The sequence below is a fragment of the Pseudomonas sp. TE3728 genome, from assembly GCF_056279145.1.
The window spans coordinates 5,147,097-5,166,591 of sequence record NZ_JBWBQT010000001.1; the positions used below are offsets into that span (position 1 = coordinate 5,147,097).

A 19,495-nucleotide genomic window follows, 5' to 3' on the forward strand; every position below is an offset into this window, starting at 1 on the left:
TGAGGGCGGAAGCCGCCCCCAGCGATTCTGGCTAATCGGTTATTGGTCGATACTGACGCCCGAGAACACGTTACGACCGAAAGGACTCACCTTGAATCCTTCGACTTTGGCGCTCAACGGTTGGTTGACCGTCGAGTGGGCGACTGGCGTGATGGGCACCTGCTGCTTGAGGTACTGTTGCGCCTGTTTGTAGAGCACCGTGCGCTGGTCACGGTCAGTGACGACTTTGGCCTGCTTGATCAGCTTGTCGTAAGCCGGATCACACCACATGGAGTAGTTGTTGCCGCCAATGGCATCGCAGCTGTAAAGCGTGCCAAGCCAGTTGTCCGGGTCGCCATTGTCACCGGTCCAGCCGATCAGGCTGATGTCGTGCTCGCCGTTCTTGGTGCGCTTGATGTACTCGCCCCATTCGTAGCTGACGATCTTGACCTTGAGGCCGATCTTCGCCCAATCCGCCTGGAGCATTTCGGCCATCAACTTGGCGTTGGGGTTGTACGGACGCTGAACCGGCATGGCCCAGAGGGTGATTTCGGTGCCTTCCTTGACGCCGGCGGCCCTGAGCAATTCCTTGGCCTTTTCCGGGTTGTAGGCGGCGTCTTTAATCGTCTCGTCGTAGGACCATTGAGTCGGTGGCATGGCGTTCATTGCCAGTTGACCGGCGCCTTGATAGACGGCGTTGAGAATGCCTTGCTTGTTAACCGCCATGTCCAGCGCCTGGCGCACTTCGAGCTGGTCGAACGGCTTGTGCCGCACGTTATAGGCGATGTAACCAAGGTTGAACCCGGGCTTTTCGATCAATTGCAGTTTCGGATCGTTTTTCAGCGCGGTCACGTCGGCGGGGCGTGGGTGCAGGGTGATCTGGCATTCGTTGGCCTTGAGCTTCTGCACGCGCACCGAGGCGTCGGTGTTGATGGCGAAAATCAGGTTGTCGAGCTTGACCCGGCTCGGGTCCCAGTACTGCTTGTTGCCGCTGTAACGGATGTTGGAATCTTTCTGGTAACTCTTGAACACGAACGGGCCAGTGCCGATCGGCTTCTGGTTGATGTCGCTCGGCTTGCCGGAGGCCAGCAACTGATCGGCGTATTCGGCGGACAGGATCGCGGCGAAGCTCATGGCGATGTTCTGGATGAACGCGGCGTCGACACTGTTGAGCGTCATCACCACGGTCAGCGGCCCGGTCTTCTCGACCTTGGCGATGTTCTTGTTCAGGCTCATCCCGTTGAAATACGGGAACTCGGTTGGATAGGCCTTGCGGAAGGGTTGCTGCGGATCGAGCATGCGATTGAAGGTAAAAAGCACGTCATCGGCGTTGAAATCGCGGGTCGGCGTGAAGTATTTGGTGGTATGAAATTTCACCCCTTCGCGCAGGTGAAAAGTGTACTTGAGGCCGTCCTCGGAAATATCCCAGCTCGTTGCCAGGCCCGGTACGACGTTGGTGGCGCCTTTTTCAAATTCTGCCAATCGGTTGTACAGCGGCTCGGCGGCGTCGTTATCGGTCGCCGTGGTGTATTGCGCGGTGTCGAAACCGGCGGGGCTGCCTTCGGAGCAGAACACCAGGCTGTTATTGGCGGCCTGGCTAACGGAAGTGACGGCCAGCAGGCCGGTGCCCAGCAATGCGGATAAAACCAAGGTATGGCGCATGACGCTCCCTCTTTTTGTAGTGTTTATTCAATGCGCCGCGTCCCCGTCTGGGGAGGGGGTGGCTGCATTGAGCTCAAACCAATACGGGCAGCAAACCGATAGCCACGCAATCGCTGGTCAGATCCCGACGGTAGGTGCCGTGGGTCTGGCAGTAAATGCGCTGAGTCCTAAAGACTCGTAGGAAAAGGCAACGCGTCCTAACCCCTGGCTGCGTCAGACAGCGGATTAGGATGTAGGCAAATTCCTATCTTCTCGGCAGAAAAAAGCAGCGGCGTCGCTGAAAACGTCGCCGCTGCCTTTTCTTATTTGCTGACGCTAACGCCGTAGAAGGAGTTCAAGCCAAACGGGCTGATCTTGAAGTCCTGCACGTTGTTGCGCATGGGTTGGAACACCGTCGAGTGAGCGATAGGTGTCATTGGAACAGCATCTTTGAGGACGTGTTGCGCCTGCTTGTACAGTTCGGTGCGCTTGGCCTGATCGGTCGTGCGTTTGGCTTCCTTGACGATGCCGTCGAACTTCTTGTCGCACCACTTGGAGAAGTTGTTGCCTTGCAGCGAGTCGCAGCCGAACAGCACGTTCAGCCAGTTGTCCGGGTCACCGTTGTCGCCGCTCCAGCCAATCAGCATCGCGCCGTTTTCGCCACCTTTGGAGCGCTTGATGTACTCGCCCCATTCGTAGGTGACGATCTTGGCCTTGATACCGATCTTGGCCCAGTCGGACTGGAGCATTTCGGCCATCAGTTTGGCGTTGGGGTTATAGGGACGTTGCACCGGCATTGCCCACAGGTTGATCTCGGTGCCTTCCTTGATGCCGGCTTCCTTGAGCAGTTCTTTGGCTTTCTCAGGGTTGTACGGCGCGTCCTTGATGGTGGTGTCATAAGACCATTGGGTCGGTGGCATGGCGTTGACGGCCAGTTGGCCAGCACCCTGGTAAACCGAATCGATGATCTGCTGCTTGTTGACGGCCATGTCCAGTGCCTGACGCACTTTCAACTGAGCCATCGGGTTTGGCTGATCGCTGCCCTTGATCTTGTCCATCACGTTGTAGGCGATGTAACCCAGGTTGAAACCGGCCTGGTCAGGCACCTTCAGGGTTTTGTCTTCCTTCAACGCTTTCAGATCGGCCGGACGAGGGAACAGGGTGATCTGACACTCGTTCTTTTTCAGCTTCTGGATGCGTACCGACGGGTCGGTGGTGATGGCGAAGATCAGGTTATCGATCTTCACGTCGTCAGGCTTCCAGTAGTCCTTGTTCCCGGTGTAGCGGATGTTGGAGTCTTTCTGGTAGCTCTTGAACACGAACGGGCCAGTACCGACCGGCTTCTGGTTAATGTCGGCGGCTTTGCCTTCCTTGAGCAGCTGGGCGGCGTACTCGGCGGACTGGACCGAGGCGAAGCTCATGGCCATGTTCTGGATGAACGCGGCATCCACTTCTTTGAGGGTGAACTTGACGGTGTGGTCGTCGACTTTATCGATCTTGGTGATGTTGGTGTCCATCCCCATGTCGGTGAAGTACGGGAATTCAGTCGGGTACGCCTTACGGAACGGATCATCCTTGTTAATCATGCGATTAAAGGTGAACAGCACGTCGTCGGCGTTGAACTCACGAGTTGGCTTGAAGTACGGGGTGGTGTGGAACTTGACGCCTTCGCGCAGGTGGAAGGTGTAAGTCAGGCCGTCATCGGAAATGTCCCACTTGGTCGCCAGGCCGGGAATAACGGCGGTGCCGCCGCGCTCGAACTGGGTCAGGCGGTTGAACATGGTCTCTGCAGAGGCGTCGAAGTCGGTTCCGGTGGTGTACTGACCAGGATCGAAACCGGCCGGGCTCCCTTCGGAGCAAAACACCAGGTTAGTCGCCGCTTGGGCGAAAGGTGCGCTGGCTAATAAGCTTGCGCCGACTAAAAACGGAATGACCGCGTGTTTAAGCATGGTGGCCTCATGATTTGTTGTCATTTTTGGAATTAGAGGACGACCTCGTGAGTCGACCTGCGGATACTTATGCAGGGGCCATACCCAATGCAAGATCCTGAATGGCTCCAAACCTTAAACAGTGGCACGAACGTACCTTAATGTCGCATATGTATAAATACTCGCGCATTTGACCGTTTGCGCAGGTTTTTTACGGTGCAAATCGCGCACCGACACGGGGCAATCGAGGCGTCTGGCGCACCCGGTTGGCGCCTGGTGTTACTTATTTATACCCACTCCATAGAAGGGGGTAAGGCCGAACGGGCTGATCTTGAAGTCGGTGACTTCCTTGCGCAGTGGCTGGAACACTGTCGAATTCGCAATCGGTTAATCGGCACTTGTGCTGTGCCTGGTACAGGTTGACCCGCTGTTGTTTGTCGGTGGACACCTTGGCTTGCAACGAGTGGCGAGGGGCGGGAGCACACCGCTCCACTGTAGGAGCGAGGCTGACCGCGAAGGCGGCCTGACAGCCGACCAATCTATCGCGGGTATACACAACCTCGCGTAGGAGCTGCCGAAGGCTGCGATCTTTTGATCTTGTTTTTTAAGATCAAAAGATCGCAGCCTCGTTTCACTCGGCAGCTCCTACAGTAAATCTGTGTCAGATGAGCATTCGGCGTCAGACGTGAGATTGATCGTTCCCACGCTCCCGCGTGGGAACGCCGCCAGGGACGCTCCGCGTTCCGCTTTTGAATGTTTAACGGGTGTGCCAGAACTCAGACCTTTCCCACGCAATTTTCAGGTTGTCGGTCGGAAGTGGGCCTTCTAATCTTTGGCTCTCGCTGCAAAACCAGCGAGCAGGTGTGGAAACCTGAAATGAGTAGGGCGAAAGCCCTCACGACCATAATGGCTAGTGATGGCTCCAATTGAGATTAGGAGCTGTAGATGGACAACGATAATTCCGATTCGAACTTCAATAAAACCAACCCAAACGCCGAAGCTTTGTGTGCCGAAGAATTACTCAAAGACCGCGAAGCCATAAAGCGCGCCCTCGACTACTACCTTGATCCCCCAGCGCAATACGCCGAAAAACCCCGCCGCCCCAGCACCATGTTCATGGTCGCCCCGGATGCCGGCACCGAAAGCCTTCTGGCCCACGCCTGTGAATCGTTGGCCTCGGCAAGTGTCCTGGCCAGCGATTTCGCCAACAACCTGATCGGCCCGCAGCGCCATACGGCGATGGCAATCCAACAGGTCATCATGCTCGCGGAGTTGGCAGTGAACCGGGCGTTGGATAACGTCGATCCGGCGTAGACCGCGTTATCGTTCATCGCGAGCAGGCTCGCTCCCACAGGGATTGAGGGTGTACATGGATTTTATGTACGACACAGATCAAATGTGGGAGCGAGCCTGCTCGCGATGGCGGCAGATTGTTCGCCAAAAAAGCCGACTGGCCTACGATGGGCAATAAAAAACGGCGATCACTTCGGTGATCGTCGTTTTTTGTACAGACTTATCGAATCAAGGCATCAACACTTCAATCGCCCCATCCGCCGTCATGCTGACCTGGCTGGTCCCGGCTTCAACTTCTGGCGTCACCGGTGCCGAATCCATGCCGGCAGCGGCTTTCATCATCATCGGTCCGCGCATGTACGGTTGTGGATAACCGTTGCTGTTGAGGTTCAGGTTGACGATTTTGTAGCTCTTGCCGCCCAGGGCGTCGGTGGCCAGTTGGGCGCGGGACTTGAAGGCGCTCACGGCTTCTTTGAGCAGGGCGTCTTCGCTGGCTTTGCGGGTTGGGGTGGCGATAGCGAAGTCCATGCCGCCCATTTTCAGGTCGGTGAGCAGTTCGCCGGTGAGCTTGGAGAGGGCGGCGAAGTCCGAGCTTTCAAGGCGCAGTTCGGCGCGTTCACGCCAACCGATGATTTTCTGGCCTTTGGTGTCGTAGATCGGGTAGCTGTTGCGGCTGCCCTGACGCAGGGTGATGTCTTTGACTTCTTTGGCCTGTGCCAGCGCCTTGTTCATGGTGGTGCTGACGTCGGCGGCGAGTTTGGCCGGGTCGCTGTTTTGCTCTTCGGTGTAGAGGGTCACGATCATCAGGTCGCGGGCCACTTCCTGGCTGACTTCGGCGCGCAGGGAGATCTGGTTGTAATGCAGTTCGTCGACGGCCAGGGCCGGAAGGCTGGCGACGGTGCCAACGCTTAAGGTAAGAAGGGCGGCGCTGCGGCGCAATGTGTGCATGAAAAGCTCCTTGGACGATGCGCAGGGGTTAAGGTCCGAACCTGCGTGAAACCATCAGACTCTAGCTTCAATGGTCCGGTTCGCACAGTTACAACTTCTATACAGATAGAAGGCTGGTGAGTTGCTGAAGGGCTTTTGTGGCGAGGGAGCTTGCTCCCGCTCGGCTGCGCAGCAGTCGTAAAACCTGAGTGCACGGTTTGCCGGATGCCCCGGCTGACTGGTTTGGGCCTGCTTCGCAGTCCAGCGGGAGCAAGCTCCCTCGCCACAGGGTTATTCGTCGCAGATAGATGGCTGGTCACTGTGGTCGTTTGCCGCACTTTTGCCTCTCAGGCCCGCGGCTTGGTTATACTCCGTGCGATCCGCCTGGAGCGCTCATCAGGAGAGCTCATGCTCGCCCCCGTTCAAATTACTTCCGCCACTCGTCAGAACCTCTGGCGGCTTACGTTCATCCGCACCTTGGTGCTGGCCGCTCAGGCCGGTTCTGTGGGGCTGGCCTACTGGTTCGACCTGTTACCGTTGCCATGGGTGCAACTGGCAATGACCCTGGGTTGCTCGATGCTGCTGTGCGCGTTCACGGCGGTTCGTCTGCGCACGTCGTGGCCGGTGACCGAGCTCGAATACGCCGTGCAACTGGCCTGTGACCTGTTTATCCACAGTGCCTTGCTGTACTTCTCCGGCGGCTCGACCAATCCGTTCGTCTCTTATTACCTGGTGCCATTGACCATCGCCGCCGTGACGCTGCCATGGCGTTATTCGGTGATTCTGTCGGGTATCGCGCTGGCGCTTTATACGTTGCTGCTGGCGCAGTTCTACCCGCTGGAAACGTTCCCGATCGCCCGGGAAAACCTGCAGATCTACGGCATGTGGCTGAGCTTTGCCCTGGCGGCGGCGGTGATCACGTTCTTTGCCGCCCGCATGGCCGAAGAGCTGCGTCGTCAGGAAGAATTGCGTGCCATTCGTCGCGAAGAAGGCCTGCGCGATCAGCAATTGCTGGCCGTCGCGACCCAGGCGGCGGGTGCCGCCCATGAGCTGGGCACACCGCTGGCGACCATGAGCGTGCTGCTCAAGGAAATGCGCCAGGACCATCCAGACCCGCTGTTGCAGGACGATTTGAGCGTGCTGCAGGATCAGGTCAAACTCTGCAAAGAGACCTTGCAGCAGTTGGTCCGGGCGGCGGAAGCCAATCGTCGCTTGGCGGTGGAGATGCAGGACGTCACCGACTGGCTCGACGAAGCCCTGAACCGCTGGCACTTGATGCGTCCGGAAGCCAGTTATCGCTTCCAGCGCCTGGGCCAGGGGACCGTGCCGCGCATGGCACCGCCGCCGGACCTGACCCAGGCCCTGCTGAATTTGCTGAACAACGCCGCCGATGCGTGCCCCGAAGGCTTGCAAGTGACGCTGGACTGGAATGCCGAGGACTTGACCATCAGCATTCGCGACCATGGCGCCGGTGTGCCACTGGCCATTGCCGAGCAGATTGGCAAACCGTTTTTTACCACCAAGGGCAAAGGTTTCGGCCTGGGCCTGTTTTTGAGCAAGGCCAGCGTGACACGCGCCGGCGGCTCAGTGAAACTCTACAGTCATGAGGAAGGTGGCACGCTTACCGAGCTGCGCCTGCCCCGTGTCGCCCGAGGAGACGAACATGAGTGACGAGATCCAAGTCGAAGGCGAAGAACTGCCGCATTTGCTGCTGGTAGACGACGACGCAACCTTCACCCGCGTGATGGCTCGCGCTATGGCCCGCCGTGGTTTTCGCGTGAGTACCGCAGGGTCCGCCGAAGAAGGCCTGACCATCGCTCAGGCCGACATACCGGATTACGCCGCCCTGGATCTGAAAATGGACGGCGATTCTGGCTTGGTGTTGTTGCCCAAACTGCTGGAACTCGACCCGGAAATGCGCGTGGTGATCCTCACCGGTTACTCGAGCATTGCCACCGCCGTCGAGGCGATCAAGCGTGGCGCCTGCAATTACCTGTGCAAACCGGCGGACGCCGATGACGTGCTGGCCGCGTTGCTCTCCGAGCACGCCGACCTCGACACGCTGGTGCCGGAAAACCCAATGTCGGTGGACCGCCTCCAGTGGGAGCACATCCAGCGCGTATTGACCGAGCACGAAGGCAACATCTCCGCCACTGCCCGCGCCTTGGGCATGCACCGCCGCACGCTGCAGCGCAAACTGCAGAAGCGTCCGGTCCGTCGCTGAACCGGCGCTGAACAATTGTTGTCACACCTCGTTACAAGCCGGGCCGATCATTTATGATCGGCTCGTGTGTGTTCTTTTCTTTATCGAGCCTTATCCATGAATCAGAACGCTGAATATTCCGCGGTCAATGATGCTGTGCGCGGGCAGTTTTTTCGCAAAGTCTGGGCGATGACCACGCCTTACTGGCGCAGCGAAGAGAAGGGCAAGGCCTGGACGTTGCTGATCGCGGTGATCGCGCTGTCATTGTTCAGCGTGGCGATTTCAGTGTGGATCAACAGTTGGTACAAGGATTTCTACAACGCCCTGCAGAGGAAGGATGACGCGGCGTTCTGGCAGTTGATTCTGTATTTTTGCGGCATCGCTGCCGTGGCGATTCTCGGCGCGGTGTACCGACTTTATCTGACTCAGATGCTGACCATTCGCTGGCGAGCCTGGCTCACCGAAAAGCATTTCGCCCGTTGGCTCGGCAACAAGAATTACTACCAGCTGGAGCAGGGCGGTTACACCGATAACCCGGACCAGCGGATTTCCGAAGACCTCAACAAGTTCACTACCAATACCTTGGGCCTGGGCCTTGGTTTGATCCGTAACGTCGTCAGCCTGGTGTCGTTTTCGATCATTTTGTGGGGCGTGTCGGGCAGCATCGAAGTGTTTGGTTTCACGATCCCCGGCTACATGTTCTGGTGCGCACTGGTTTACGCCGCGGTCGGTAGTTGGCTGACGCATGTGATCGGTCGGCGCTTGATCGGCCTCAACAATAACCAGCAACGTTTCGAAGCCGACCTGCGTTTCTCCATGGTGCGGGTCCGTGAGAATGCCGAGAGCATTGCGCTGTATAACGGCGAGCCGAACGAGAACCGTCGTCTGAGCAGTCGCTTTGGCCTGGTCTGGCACAATTTCTGGGACATCATGAAAGTGTCCAAGCGCCTGACCTTCTTCACCTCCGGTTATGCCCAGATCGCAATTATTTTCCCGTTCATGGTCGCTGCGCCGCGTTACTTCGCCGGCAAGATCGAGCTCGGTGAGCTGATGCAAATCAACTCCGCGTTCGGCAACGTGCAGGAGAACTTCAGCTGGTTCATCAGCGCGTACCAGGACCTCGCCGAGTGGCGTGCCACTTGTGATCGTCTGCTGAGTTTCCGCCAGGCAATGACTGACAACGAAGAGCGTTCGCCAGCCATCGACGTGCAGAATCAAGGCTCGGCGTTGATGGTGCACAACCTTGGCCTCGACCTCGCTGACGGTCGTCATCTGCTGACCAACGCCGACATGACCGTGGAGGAGGGCGAGCGCGTCATGCTCAGCGGTCGTTCTGGCAGCGGCAAATCGACTTTGCTGCGGGCGATGGGGCACCTTTGGCCGGCCGGCCACGGCAGCATCCGTCTGCCGACGGGACGGTATTTGTTCCTGCCGCAAAAACCCTATCTGCCGATTGGCACCTTGCGCGAGGCGCTGAGTTATCCACAGCCCGGCGACACCTACCCGCACGAGCGCTACGTCCACGTGCTGGAAACCTGCCGCTTGCCGCACCTGGTTTCGCGTCTGGATGAAGCCAACCACTGGCAGCGCATGCTTTCGCCGGGCGAGCAACAACGTCTGGCCTTCGCCCGCGCGCTGCTTTATGCGCCGCAATGGCTGTACATGGACGAAGCCACTTCGGCGATGGACGAAGAAGATGAAGCGTCGTTGTATCAGGCGTTGATCGATGAGTTGCCGGGGCTGAGCATCGTCAGCGTCGGGCATCGCAGCAGCTTGAAGCGCTTCCATCCACGGCATGTGCGTATCGAGAATGGCCACTTGGTGGATCAGACCGTGACCGCCTGAACACCACACACCCGTAGGAGCTGCCGAAGGCTGCGATCTTTTGACTTTGATCTAAAAACAAGGTCAAAAGATCGCAGCCTTCGGCAGCTCCTACAGGGGAATGTGCGCCGACGGTGATCGTACAACCGTGTTGAGCTATGATGCGGATTCAGCCGAATTTTTGAGACAGACGTTCACCATGGAAAACCCGATCGACGCACCTCGCCTCCCTCGCAAGCGCCGCAGCCTCGCTCAGGAACTGGTGACGGTGCTGTCCGAGCAGATCCGCGACGGTCACCTCAAGCGTGGCGACAAGTTGCCCACCGAGTCGGCGATCATGGATGCCCATGGCGTCAGTCGCACCGTGGTGCGCGAAGCGATTTCCCGTTTGCAGGCCGCAGGCCAGGTCGAAACCCGTCATGGCATCGGCACCTTCGTGCTCGATACCCCGAGCCCGAGCGGTTTCCGTATTGATCCGGCCACCGTGGTGACCTTGCGCGATGTGCTGGCAATTCTTGAATTGCGCATCAGCCTGGAAGTGGAATCCGCCGGCCTTGCCGCACAACGCCGCAGCCCTGAGCAGTTGGCGTTGATGCGAGCGGCGCTGGACGCCCTCAACGAAAGCGTCTCCCACGCCAGCGATGCCGTGGCGTCCGATTTCCAGTTCCACTTGCAAATTGCCCTGGCCACCGGCAACCGCTACTTCACCGACATCATGACCCACCTGGGCACCAGCATCATTCCGCGAACGCGCCTGAACTCCGCGCGCCTGGCCCATGACGATCAGCAGCACTACATGAATCGTCTGAGCCGTGAGCATGAAGAGATTTACGATGCGATTGCGCGTCAGGATTCGGATGCAGCGCGGGCGGCGATGCGTTTGCACCTGACGAATAGCCGCGAGCGGTTGCGCCAGGCGCATGAAGAGGCGCAGGCGCAGCGGGGATAGGTTTCAGGTTGAATGATTTGTTGTTCGACAGATAGCCATCGCGAGCAGGCTCGCTCCCACAGGGATTGGTGTCGATCACAATAATGCGATCACACGCAGATCCAATGTGGGAGCGAGCCCGCTCGCGATGAGGTCAGTGGCCTTCCTGGAATATGTCAGCCAGTCCTCAAAATCGAACGATCCACCCTCACCGCCAACTCAGCAGCCCCAGGTTTGGCATCGAAAACCGCATGCCCGCGTTCATCCACAAGCGCCCGGGCAATCGGCAAGCCTTTCGACAGCAACTCCAGCGGCGCGCCTTTCAGCGACTGGCCAGAAGCGAGTTCCAGTTTCAATTTGATAGTCATCAGTGATCTCCTTATCAGGCATTGGCCGCTGAATTCAGCACGCCAGTTGGTTGGTAGTCCTTGAGCAGCAGATACGTGCTCCAGCCCCACCAGTCGTCCATGGTGGCGGTATCGTTCAGGTTGTTGACGTCCTTGCGCCGCAATACCTTGTTGCCCTCGACCTTGAACAGTGGCGAGAAATTGCCGGCCGGGTTCAGAACCGCTTGCAGGTCGGGCAGCCTTTTCAACGCAGCAAAGCTGCCGGCCGACGGAGCAGTGCCGCTGAGGTACGCCGCGAATACTTCATCCGCAGACACCTGAACGGCCTGATTCACCTGGGCGCGATTGGCACTGTCGATCGCGTCGAAGTAGCGCTTGTCGCCATAGGCGTGCCAGCGATCGCCGTTGCCATTGCTCACGTTGAGGCCGAACTTGCTGTCTTCATCGTGCATGAAGCGGGTAATCAACGAGCCGAGGTCACTGGGCGTGACCACTGCCGCCAACTGTTTGCGCGGTACTCGCAGGTGACCGGCGGAATACAGGTCGGTCAAAGAGTGATCGGCAAAAGCGTTCATCGCATAGGCCAGTTCCAACTGCTTTTCATCGCCGCTGTTGTGGGCCAGCACTGCTTGTAGCAGCGCTGCCGTGTGCCCGGCGATGTAGGCCAGCAACGCCCATTCGGCAAAGTGGTCAGCATTGTTGGCGGCCAGTTTCAGATAACGCCCCAAAGGGAATAGCGCCGAAACGAAACTGCCGCCACCGGTGATCTTGTTCCACTCTTCCGACAACGTATCACCTAGGGCGTCATAAGCCTCATGAGGCTGTTTTCCGTCCCTGATCGCTTGATTGATGGCGGCGATTTCTTTCTGCATGACACCGAGGATCAACTTCGCCTCGGCGTTTGAGGCCGGCAGTACCGCCAGGGAGTTGAAGGCGTTGCTAAAGCGCTGGATTCGCTCGGCGAGTGTCGCGCCTTCGTTGATCGGTTGATCGGGAATTCCATAAAAATCGCCTCCCAGTGCGATGACCTGGCCGTAGGTCAGCGCCAACCCATTGGGTAGATGCAGCTCTACCTGTGAGGCTGGAATAGCGGGGGCGTCCTTGATGAAACGCAACAAGGTGCTGTCGCCGATAGCGGTGTGTTCAGCTCCCTCGAACCGCAGTTGCGGGCCTTTCAGCGTTTTTTTCGGGGAGGTGGGTTGCTGATTTTTGTGAGTGTGATGGCTGCCCGCGAGCAGCTTCAAAGTGTCGCCATTGCCAGAAAGGGCGATGCCGTGCTCGGTAAACAGATCATCCAGATCGGCGATGATCTGTCGGGTATTTTCCTTCGGTTGTGCGTATAGACCTGACATTTCTAGCTCCTTGATATGTCGTAGGTAGATTCAGATTTAGCTGTATGTATATACAGCTGTCTGGATCATAGATGAGAAATTTCCTACGTCAAGGGATTACTTTTTCCGACGCAAATTTTGCGGCTCGCGATGAAATGCAGTTGACGGTTGTATTTTAAGTTGTACGATGACCTACAACTTCGGCGAAGGCTGAACGGTTTTCTCACACAACGTTGCTACCCAGGGTGTTCGAATAATGAATCCACAAGAACTGAAGTCCATCCTCTCTTCCGGTCTGCTGTCATTCCCGGTCACCGACTTCAATGCTCAGGGCGATTTCCATCGCGCGGGCTACATCAAGCGTCTCGAATGGCTGGCCCCATACGGCGCCTCGGCATTGTTCGCCGCGGGCGGCACCGGTGAGTTCTTCTCTCTGGCGGCCAGCGAATATTCGGAAATCATCAAGACTGCCGTCGACACTTGCGCTACCAGCGTGCCAATTCTTGCCGGCGTAGGCGGCGCCACCCGCCAGGCCATCGAATACGCTCAGGAAGCCGAGCGTCTGGGCGCCAAAGGCCTGTTGCTACTGCCGCACTACCTGACCGAAGCCAGCCAGGATGGTGTTGCCGACCACGTTGAAGCGGTATGCAAATCGGTAAAAATCGGCGTGGTGGTTTACAACCGCAACGTCTGCCGCCTGACCGCTCCTTTGCTGGAACGTCTGGCCGAGCGCTGCCCGAACCTGATCGGTTACAAGGATGGTCTGGGCGATATCGAGTTGATGGTGTCGATCCGTCGCCGCCTCGGTGATCGCTTCAGCTACCTGGGCGGTTTGCCGACCGCTGAAGTCTACGCTGCGGCCTACAAGGCGCTGGGTGTGCCAGTTTACTCCTCGGCGGTGTTCAACTTCATCCCGAAAACCGCGATGGATTTCTACCACGCCATTGCTCGCGAAGATCACGCCACCGTCGGCAAGATCATTGACGACTTCTTCCTGCCGTACCTGGACATCCGTAACCGCAAGGCCGGTTACGCCGTGAGCATCGTCAAGGCCGGGGCAAAAATTGCAGGCTTCGACGCAGGTCCTGTGCGTGCGCCGCTGACCGATCTGACGGGCGAAGAGTACGAAATGCTCGCCGCGCTGATCGACAAGCAAGGTGCGCAATAACACTCGATAAAACCAAGGCCGCTGAGCAATCAGCGGCTTCTTGCGTGAGGAGATCTTCAAGTGGCTGATGCAAAGCGTTACGACAACTACATCAATGGCGAATGGGTGGTGGGCAGTGATTACTGCGCCAACATCAACCCCTCCGAGCTGACCGATACCATCGGCGATTACGCCAAGGCTGATCTGGCTCAGGTCCACGCCGCCATCGACGCCGCTCGCGCCGCGTTCCCGGCCTGGTCCACTTCGGGCATTCAGGCACGTCACGATTCCCTGGATAAAGTCGGCAGCGAGATCCTCGCCCGTCGCGAAGAACTCGGCACCTTGCTGGCCCGGGAAGAGGGCAAGACCCTGCCCGAAGCCATCGGCGAAGTGACCCGCGCCGGCAACATCTTCAAGTTCTTCGCCGGTGAATGCCTGCGCCTGTCCGGCGACTATTTGCCGTCGGTGCGTCCGGGCGTCAACGTCGAAGTGACCCGCGAAGCATTGGGTGTGGTCGGCCTGATCACCCCGTGGAACTTCCCGATTGCGATCCCGGCCTGGAAAATTGCTCCGGCCCTGGCCTACGGCAACTGCGTTGTCCTGAAACCGGCGGATCTGGTACCCGGCTGTGCCTGGGCACTGGCGGAAATCATCTCCCGCGCAGGCTTCCCGGCCGGCGTGTTCAACCTGGTGATGGGCAGCGGTCGGGTGGTTGGCGATGCGCTGGTGCAGAGCCCGAAAGTTGATGGCATCAGCTTCACCGGTTCCGTGGGCGTGGGTCGCCAGATCGCTGTTAGCTGCGTGTCGCGTCAGGCCAAGGTTCAGCTGGAAATGGGCGGCAAGAACCCGCAGATCATTCTCGATGATGCCGACCTCAAGCAAGCGGTCGAACTGTCGGTACAGAGTGCTTTCTACTCCACCGGGCAGCGTTGCACCGCCTCGAGCCGCTTCATCGTCACCGCCGGGATTCACGACAAGTTCGTCGAAGCCGTGGCCGAGCGCATGAAGTCGATCAAGGTTGGCCACGCGCTGAAAACCGGCACTGATATTGGTCCGGTCGTTTCGCAGGCTCAGCTTGAACAGGACATGAAGTACATCGACATCGGCCAGTCCGAAGGTGCGCGTCTGGTCAGTGGCGGTGGTCTGGTGACGTGCGACACCGAAGGCTACTTCCTCGCGCCGACGCTGTTTGCCGACAGCACAGCTGCGATGCGCATCAGCCGCGAAGAGATCTTCGGCCCGGTGGCCAACATCGTTCGCGTCGCCGATTACGAGGCAGCGCTGGCCATGGCCAACGACACCGAGTTCGGCCTGTCAGCGGGTATCGCCACCACGTCGCTGAAGTACGCCAACCACTTCAAGCGCCACTCCCAGGTCGGGATGGTGATGGTCAACCTGCCGACCGCCGGCGTGGATTACCACGTTCCGTTTGGTGGGCGTAAAGGTTCATCCTATGGCTCACGTGAGCAAGGTCGCTATGCACAAGAGTTTTACACGGTCGTGAAGACCAGCTACATCGGCTCCTGACAGGAAACACCGCGGTATCGGCATCGATACCGCAACCCTCGCGGGATTGTAGGAGCTGTCGAGTGGAACGAGGCTGCGATCTTTGCTTTTGAAGATCAAAAGATCGCAGCCTCGTTCCACTCGACAGCTCCTACAGCCCCTACGGGGAACACCAAGATTCACCCGCGCATAAAAATAATCAGTGGGAGTACATCTACAATGCAATCGACCAAGCCGACTCACGTCCGCTATTTGATCCTGCTCATGCTGTTTCTGGTGACCACGATCAACTACGCCGACCGGGCCACTATCGCAATCGCTGGCTCCAGCCTGCAAAAAGACCTCGGCATCGACGCGGTCACCCTCGGTTATATCTTCTCTGCATTCGGTTGGGCCTACGTGGCCGGGCAAATTCCCGGTGGCTGGCTGCTGGACCGTTTCGGTTCGAAAAAAATCTACGCGCTGAGCATCTTCACCTGGTCGCTGTTCACCGTGCTGCAGGGGTATGTCGGTGAGTTCGGCATGTCCACGGCGGTGGTTGCGCTGTTCATGCTGCGCTTTTTGGTGGGCCTGGCAGAAGCGCCATCCTTCCCCGGCAACGCACGCATCGTGGCGGCTTGGTTCCCGACAGCTGAACGCGGTACAGCATCTGCGATTTTCAACTCGGCGCAATACTTCGCCACCGTGTTGTTCGCACCGCTGATGGGTTGGATCGTTTACAGCTTCGGCTGGCAGCACGTGTTTATCGTCATGGGGGTGATCGGCATCATCTTCTCGGGGATCTGGCTGAAGGTGATCTACAGCCCGCGCCAGCACCCGATGATCAACGACGCCGAGTTCAAGCACATCGCCGACAACGGCGGCATGGTTGACATGGACCAGGACAAAGGCAAAGGCAAAAAAGGCGACGGTCCGAAGTGGGACTACATCCGCCAACTGCTCACCAACCGCATGATGCTCGGCGTGTATCTGGGCCAGTACTGCATCAACGGCATCACCTACTTCTTCCTGACCTGGTTCCCGGTGTACCTGGTGCAGGAGCGCGGCATGACCATCCTCAAGGCCGGTTTCATTGCCTCGCTGCCGGCGATCTGCGGGTTTATCGGTGGTGTGCTTGGCGGGGTGATTTCCGATTACCTGCTGCGCAAAGGTCACTCGCTGACCTTCGCCCGCAAGGCGCCGATCATCGCCGGCCTGTTGGTGTCCAGCAGCATCGTGGCCTGCAACTATGTGGACGTGGAATGGATGGTCGTCGGCTTCATGGCCCTGGCCTTCTTCGGCAAAGGCGTGGGCGCGTTGGGCTGGGCCGTGGTGTCCGACACCTCGCCGAAACAGATCGCCGGTCTCAGCGGTGGCTTGTTCAACACCTTCGGCAACATTGCGTCGATCACCACGCCGATCGTTATCGGCTACATCATCAGCTCCACCGGTTCATTCAAATGGGCGCTGGTGTTCGTCGGTTGCAACGCGCTGGTAGCCGTCTTCAGCTATCTGGTGATCGTTGGCCCGATCAAACGTGTGGTACTCAAAGAGCCGCCTGTCAGCGGTCCTGAAACCAACAATAAATTGTCCGAAGCGCATTCCTGAGGAGCGGCGTCATGCAGTTGATTGAACATTCCGACTCGCCGCGCTACATCCGCCTGCACGAGCGGGACAATGTGGTGATCGTGGTCAACGATCAGGGCGTACCGGCCGGCACCGAATTCCCCGATGGTTTGGTCACCGTGGATTTCGTGCCGCAGAGCCACAAGGTCACTCTCGAGGACATTTCAGAGGGCGGCCAGGTGATTCGTTACGGCCAGACCATTGGCTACGCGTTGCAGCCGATTCCTCGCGGCAGCTGGGTCAAGGAAGATCAACTGCGCATGCCGACCGCGCCGCCGCTGGACAGCCTGCCGCTGTCCACCGAAGTGCCGGTCGCGCAGGCACCGCTGGAAGGCTTCACCTTCGAGGGTTTTCGCAACGCCGACGGCACCGTCGGCACGCGCAACATTCTGGGCATCACCACCACCGTGCAGTGCGTTACCGGCGTGCTGGATCACGCGGTGAAACGCATCAAGGATGAGTTGCTGCCCAAGTACCCTAACGTCGATGACGTGGTGGCGCTGACCCACAGTTACGGCTGCGGCGTGGCGATCACCGCCACCGACGCGTACATCCCGATCCGCACCGTGCGCAATCTGGCGCGCAACCCGAACCTGGGTGGCGAAGCGTTGGTGATCAGCCTGGGCTGCGAGAAATTGCAGGCCGGGCAGGTGATGCACGAGAACGACAGTTCGGTGGATTTGAGCGAGCCGTGGCTGTACCGCTTGCAGGACTCCAGCCACGGTTTCACCGAGATGATCGAGCAGATCATGGAACTGGCCGAAGCCCGCTTGAAAAAGCTCGATCTGCGTCGTCGGGAAACCGTGCCGGCGTCCGAGCTGATCCTCGGCATGCAGTGCGGCGGCAGCGATGCGTTCTCTGGCATCACTGCCAATCCGGCGCTCGGTTACGCCTCGGACCTGTTGCTGCGGGCCGGTGCGACGGTGATGTTTTCCGAAGTCACCGAGGTGCGCGACGCGATTTACCTGTTGACGTCCCGCGCCGAAACCGAGGAAGTGGCTCAGGAACTGGTGCGGGAAATGGACTGGTATGACCGTTACCTGGCCAAGGGCGAAGCGGACCGCAGTGCCAACACCACGCCGGGGAACAAGAAGGGCGGGTTGTCGAACATTGTCGAGAAGTCGCTGGGCTCGATCGTCAAGTCCGGCAGCAGCGCGATCAACGGGGTGCTCGGCCCTGGCGAGCGATTCAAGCGCAAAGGGCTGATTTTCTGCGCGACCCCGGCCAGTGATTTTGTCTGCGGGACGTTGCAGTTGGCGGCGGGGATGAACCTGCATGTGTTCACCACCGGGCGGGGTACGCCTTATGGGTTGGCGATGGCGCCGGTGGTAAAGGTGTCGACCCGCACAGAACTGGCGCAACGCTGGCCGGATTTGATCGATATCGATGCCGGGCGAATTGCTACCGGGCGAGCATCGATTGAAGAGCTTGGCTGGGAGTTGTTCCACTACTACCTGGACGTGGCCAGCGGCAAGAAACAGACGTGGGCGGAGCAGCATAAGCTGCATAACGACATTACCTTGTTCAATCCTGCGCCGATTACCTGAGACTGTGGCGAGGGAGCTTGCTCCCGCTGGGGCGCGAAGCGGCCCCAAAATGGGCCTGCTGCGCAGTCCAGCGGGAGCAAGCTCCCTCGCCACAGGTTACTCATCGCCTGCTGGTCTACCAGACGCCGGAGTCCCCAGTGGCTTATCATTAGCCCCCTAACGACGTCCACCCAAGGTTCTCCCGGCATGCTGGCTATTTTCCTCGAAACCCTGAACATCACCGCGCCGGTGTTTGCCATGCTGTTTCTGGGGGCGCTGCTCAAGCGCATCGACTGGATCAACGACAACTTCATTCATACCGCGTCGGCCCTGGTGTTCAACGTCACCATGCCGGCGTTGCTGTTTCTGGGCATCTTGCATGCCGACCTGCATGCCGCGCTGCAACCGGCGCTGCTGATCTACTTCTCGATTGCCACGCTGATGTGTTTTGCGATTGCCTGGGGCTGGGCGATCTGGAAATGCCCGCGGGAAGACCGGGGCATCTACACCCAAGGCGCGTTTCGCGGTAACAACGGCGTTATCGGTCTGGCACTGGCGGCGAGCATGTACGGCGACTACGGGATTTCCCTTGGGGCCATTCTCGCGGCGTTGGTGATCCTGTTCTACAACACGCTCTCGACCATCGTGCTGGCGGTCTACAGCCCGGTGATCAAGTCAGACCCGTGGAGCATCTGCAAGAGCGTGATGGTCAACCCGCTGATCATCAGCGTGTTTGCGGCGACGCCGTTTGCGTATTTCAAGATTAGTTTGCCGGGGTGGCTGGAAACGTCCGGCCAGTACCTGGCACAAACCACCTTGCCGTTGGCGTTGATCTGCATCGGGGGCACGTTGTCGCTGGCGGCGATGCGCAAAAGCGGCACGATGGCACTGAGTTCAAGCCTGGTGAAGATGATCGGCCTGCCAGTGCTGGCGACGCTTGGCGCCTGGCTCTGGGGTTTTCGCGGGGCGGAATTGGGGATTCTGTTTTTGTACTTCGGCAGCCCGACCGCCGCGGCCAGTTTCGTCATGGCCCGACAGGCCAATGGCAATCATGAACTGGCGGCAGCGATCATCGTGATTACCACGCTGATGGCGGCAGTTACCACCAACGTCGGGATCTTTTTGTTGCAGTGGGGTGGGTGGATTTAACCGAAGGTTTTGCGGTGTTCTTCAGGGCCTCATCGCGAGCAGGCTCGCTCCCACAAGGGGAATGCATTCCAAATGATCTGAGAATTGATGTCCAACTTTTTGGGTACAGATCAAAATGTGGGAGCGAGCCTGCTCGCGATAGCAATCTTTCTAACACTACA

Annotated in this window: 15 protein-coding genes and 1 pseudogene; 10 read left to right on the top strand and 6 right to left on the bottom strand. The window is 58.6% G+C overall.

Going from position 1 to position 19,495, the window contains the following annotated elements; genetic code table 11:
* Window positions 1–39 precede the first annotated feature (39 nt).
* The 3 genes and pseudogenes from ACZ89R_RS22470 to ACZ89R_RS22480 form a co-directional block, all read right to left on the bottom strand.
* Window positions 40–1,641 (bottom strand): ABC transporter substrate-binding protein, encoded by a 1,602-nt coding sequence (locus tag ACZ89R_RS22470; protein ID WP_123498933.1) that lies wholly within the window; start codon window positions 1,639–1,641, stop codon window positions 40–42.
* A 302-nt stretch (window positions 1,642–1,943) separates the two neighbouring features.
* Window positions 1,944–3,569 carry an ABC transporter substrate-binding protein gene (locus ACZ89R_RS22475; protein WP_218398666.1) on the bottom strand — a complete coding sequence of 542 codons (1,626 nt, stop codon included), beginning with the start codon at window positions 3,567–3,569 and terminating at the stop codon, window positions 1,944–1,946.
* 258 nt (window positions 3,570–3,827) lie between these two features.
* Window positions 3,828–4,005, bottom strand: a pseudogene (locus ACZ89R_RS22480) (ABC transporter substrate-binding protein); the annotation flags it as partial.
* 488 nt (window positions 4,006–4,493) lie between these two features.
* Between ACZ89R_RS22480 and ACZ89R_RS22485 the strand changes: the two are divergent.
* Entirely contained in the window at window positions 4,494–4,862 is a 369-nt protein-coding gene (locus ACZ89R_RS22485; RefSeq protein ID WP_429544540.1) for a DUF6124 family protein, read from the top strand.
* A gap of 207 nt (window positions 4,863–5,069) precedes the next feature.
* Here ACZ89R_RS22485 and ACZ89R_RS22490 read toward each other — a convergent pair whose 3' ends face one another.
* Entirely contained in the window at window positions 5,070–5,789 is a 720-nt protein-coding gene (locus ACZ89R_RS22490; protein WP_429544539.1) for an SIMPL domain-containing protein, read from the bottom strand.
* Window positions 5,790–6,176: 387 nt separating this feature from the next.
* Here ACZ89R_RS22490 and ACZ89R_RS22495 point away from each other — a divergent pair, with 387 nt between their 5' ends.
* The 4 genes from ACZ89R_RS22495 (at window position 6,177) to ACZ89R_RS22510 (ending at window position 10,744) form a co-directional block, all read left to right on the top strand.
* Window positions 6,177–7,439 (top strand): ATP-binding protein, encoded by a 1,263-nt coding sequence (locus ACZ89R_RS22495; RefSeq protein WP_008067291.1) that lies wholly within the window; start codon window positions 6,177–6,179, stop codon window positions 7,437–7,439.
* The gene (locus tag ACZ89R_RS22500) at window positions 7,432–7,992 is read left to right on the top strand and encodes a response regulator transcription factor (protein WP_007901386.1); all 561 of its coding nucleotides are present in this window, start codon (window positions 7,432–7,434) and stop codon (window positions 7,990–7,992) included. The genes ACZ89R_RS22495 and ACZ89R_RS22500 overlap by 8 nt, the downstream gene beginning before the upstream one ends.
* A 96-nt stretch (window positions 7,993–8,088) precedes the next feature.
* Window positions 8,089–9,816 (top strand): ABC transporter ATP-binding protein/permease, encoded by a 1,728-nt coding sequence (locus ACZ89R_RS22505; RefSeq protein ID WP_429544538.1) that lies wholly within the window; start codon window positions 8,089–8,091, stop codon window positions 9,814–9,816.
* A 178-nt stretch (window positions 9,817–9,994) separates the two neighbouring features.
* Complete coding sequence (locus ACZ89R_RS22510; RefSeq protein WP_032836338.1) at window positions 9,995–10,744, top strand: FadR/GntR family transcriptional regulator; 750 nt, start codon at window positions 9,995–9,997, stop codon at window positions 10,742–10,744.
* A 155-nt stretch (window positions 10,745–10,899) separates the two neighbouring features.
* Here the strand turns inward: ACZ89R_RS22510 and ACZ89R_RS22515 are convergent, their stop codons facing one another.
* Window positions 10,900–11,091, bottom strand: coding sequence for a hypothetical protein (locus ACZ89R_RS22515; RefSeq protein ID WP_429544537.1), 192 nt, complete (start codon window positions 11,089–11,091; stop codon window positions 10,900–10,902).
* Between the two features lie 14 nt (window positions 11,092–11,105).
* A complete protein-coding gene (locus tag ACZ89R_RS22520) occupies window positions 11,106–12,422 on the bottom strand; it encodes a phospholipase (RefSeq protein WP_429544536.1) in 1,317 nt (438 codons plus the stop codon).
* A gap of 235 nt (window positions 12,423–12,657) precedes the next feature.
* On the opposite strand from ACZ89R_RS22520, the gene kdgD reads away from it, so the two are divergent.
* From kdgD to ACZ89R_RS22545, 5 genes are all read left to right on the top strand, one after another.
* Window positions 12,658–13,569: a 5-dehydro-4-deoxyglucarate dehydratase gene (kdgD, locus tag ACZ89R_RS22525; RefSeq protein WP_192346260.1), complete on the top strand. Its 912-nt coding sequence runs from the start codon at window positions 12,658–12,660 to the stop codon at window positions 13,567–13,569.
* A gap of 60 nt (window positions 13,570–13,629) precedes the next feature.
* On the top strand, window positions 13,630–15,075 hold the full coding sequence (locus ACZ89R_RS22530; protein WP_429544535.1) for an aldehyde dehydrogenase family protein: 1,446 nt from the start codon (window positions 13,630–13,632) through the stop codon (window positions 15,073–15,075).
* A gap of 198 nt (window positions 15,076–15,273) precedes the next feature.
* Window positions 15,274–16,641, top strand: a complete 1,368-nt coding sequence (locus ACZ89R_RS22535; protein WP_008015294.1) for an MFS transporter — start codon at window positions 15,274–15,276, stop codon at window positions 16,639–16,641.
* 11 nt (window positions 16,642–16,652) lie between these two features.
* Window positions 16,653–18,206, top strand: a complete 1,554-nt coding sequence (garD, locus tag ACZ89R_RS22540) for a galactarate dehydratase (RefSeq protein WP_429544534.1) — start codon at window positions 16,653–16,655, stop codon at window positions 18,204–18,206.
* A gap of 186 nt (window positions 18,207–18,392) precedes the next feature.
* Window positions 18,393–19,334, top strand: a complete 942-nt coding sequence (locus ACZ89R_RS22545; protein ID WP_429544533.1) for an AEC family transporter — start codon at window positions 18,393–18,395, stop codon at window positions 19,332–19,334.
* Window positions 19,335–19,495: the final 161 nt, after the last annotated feature.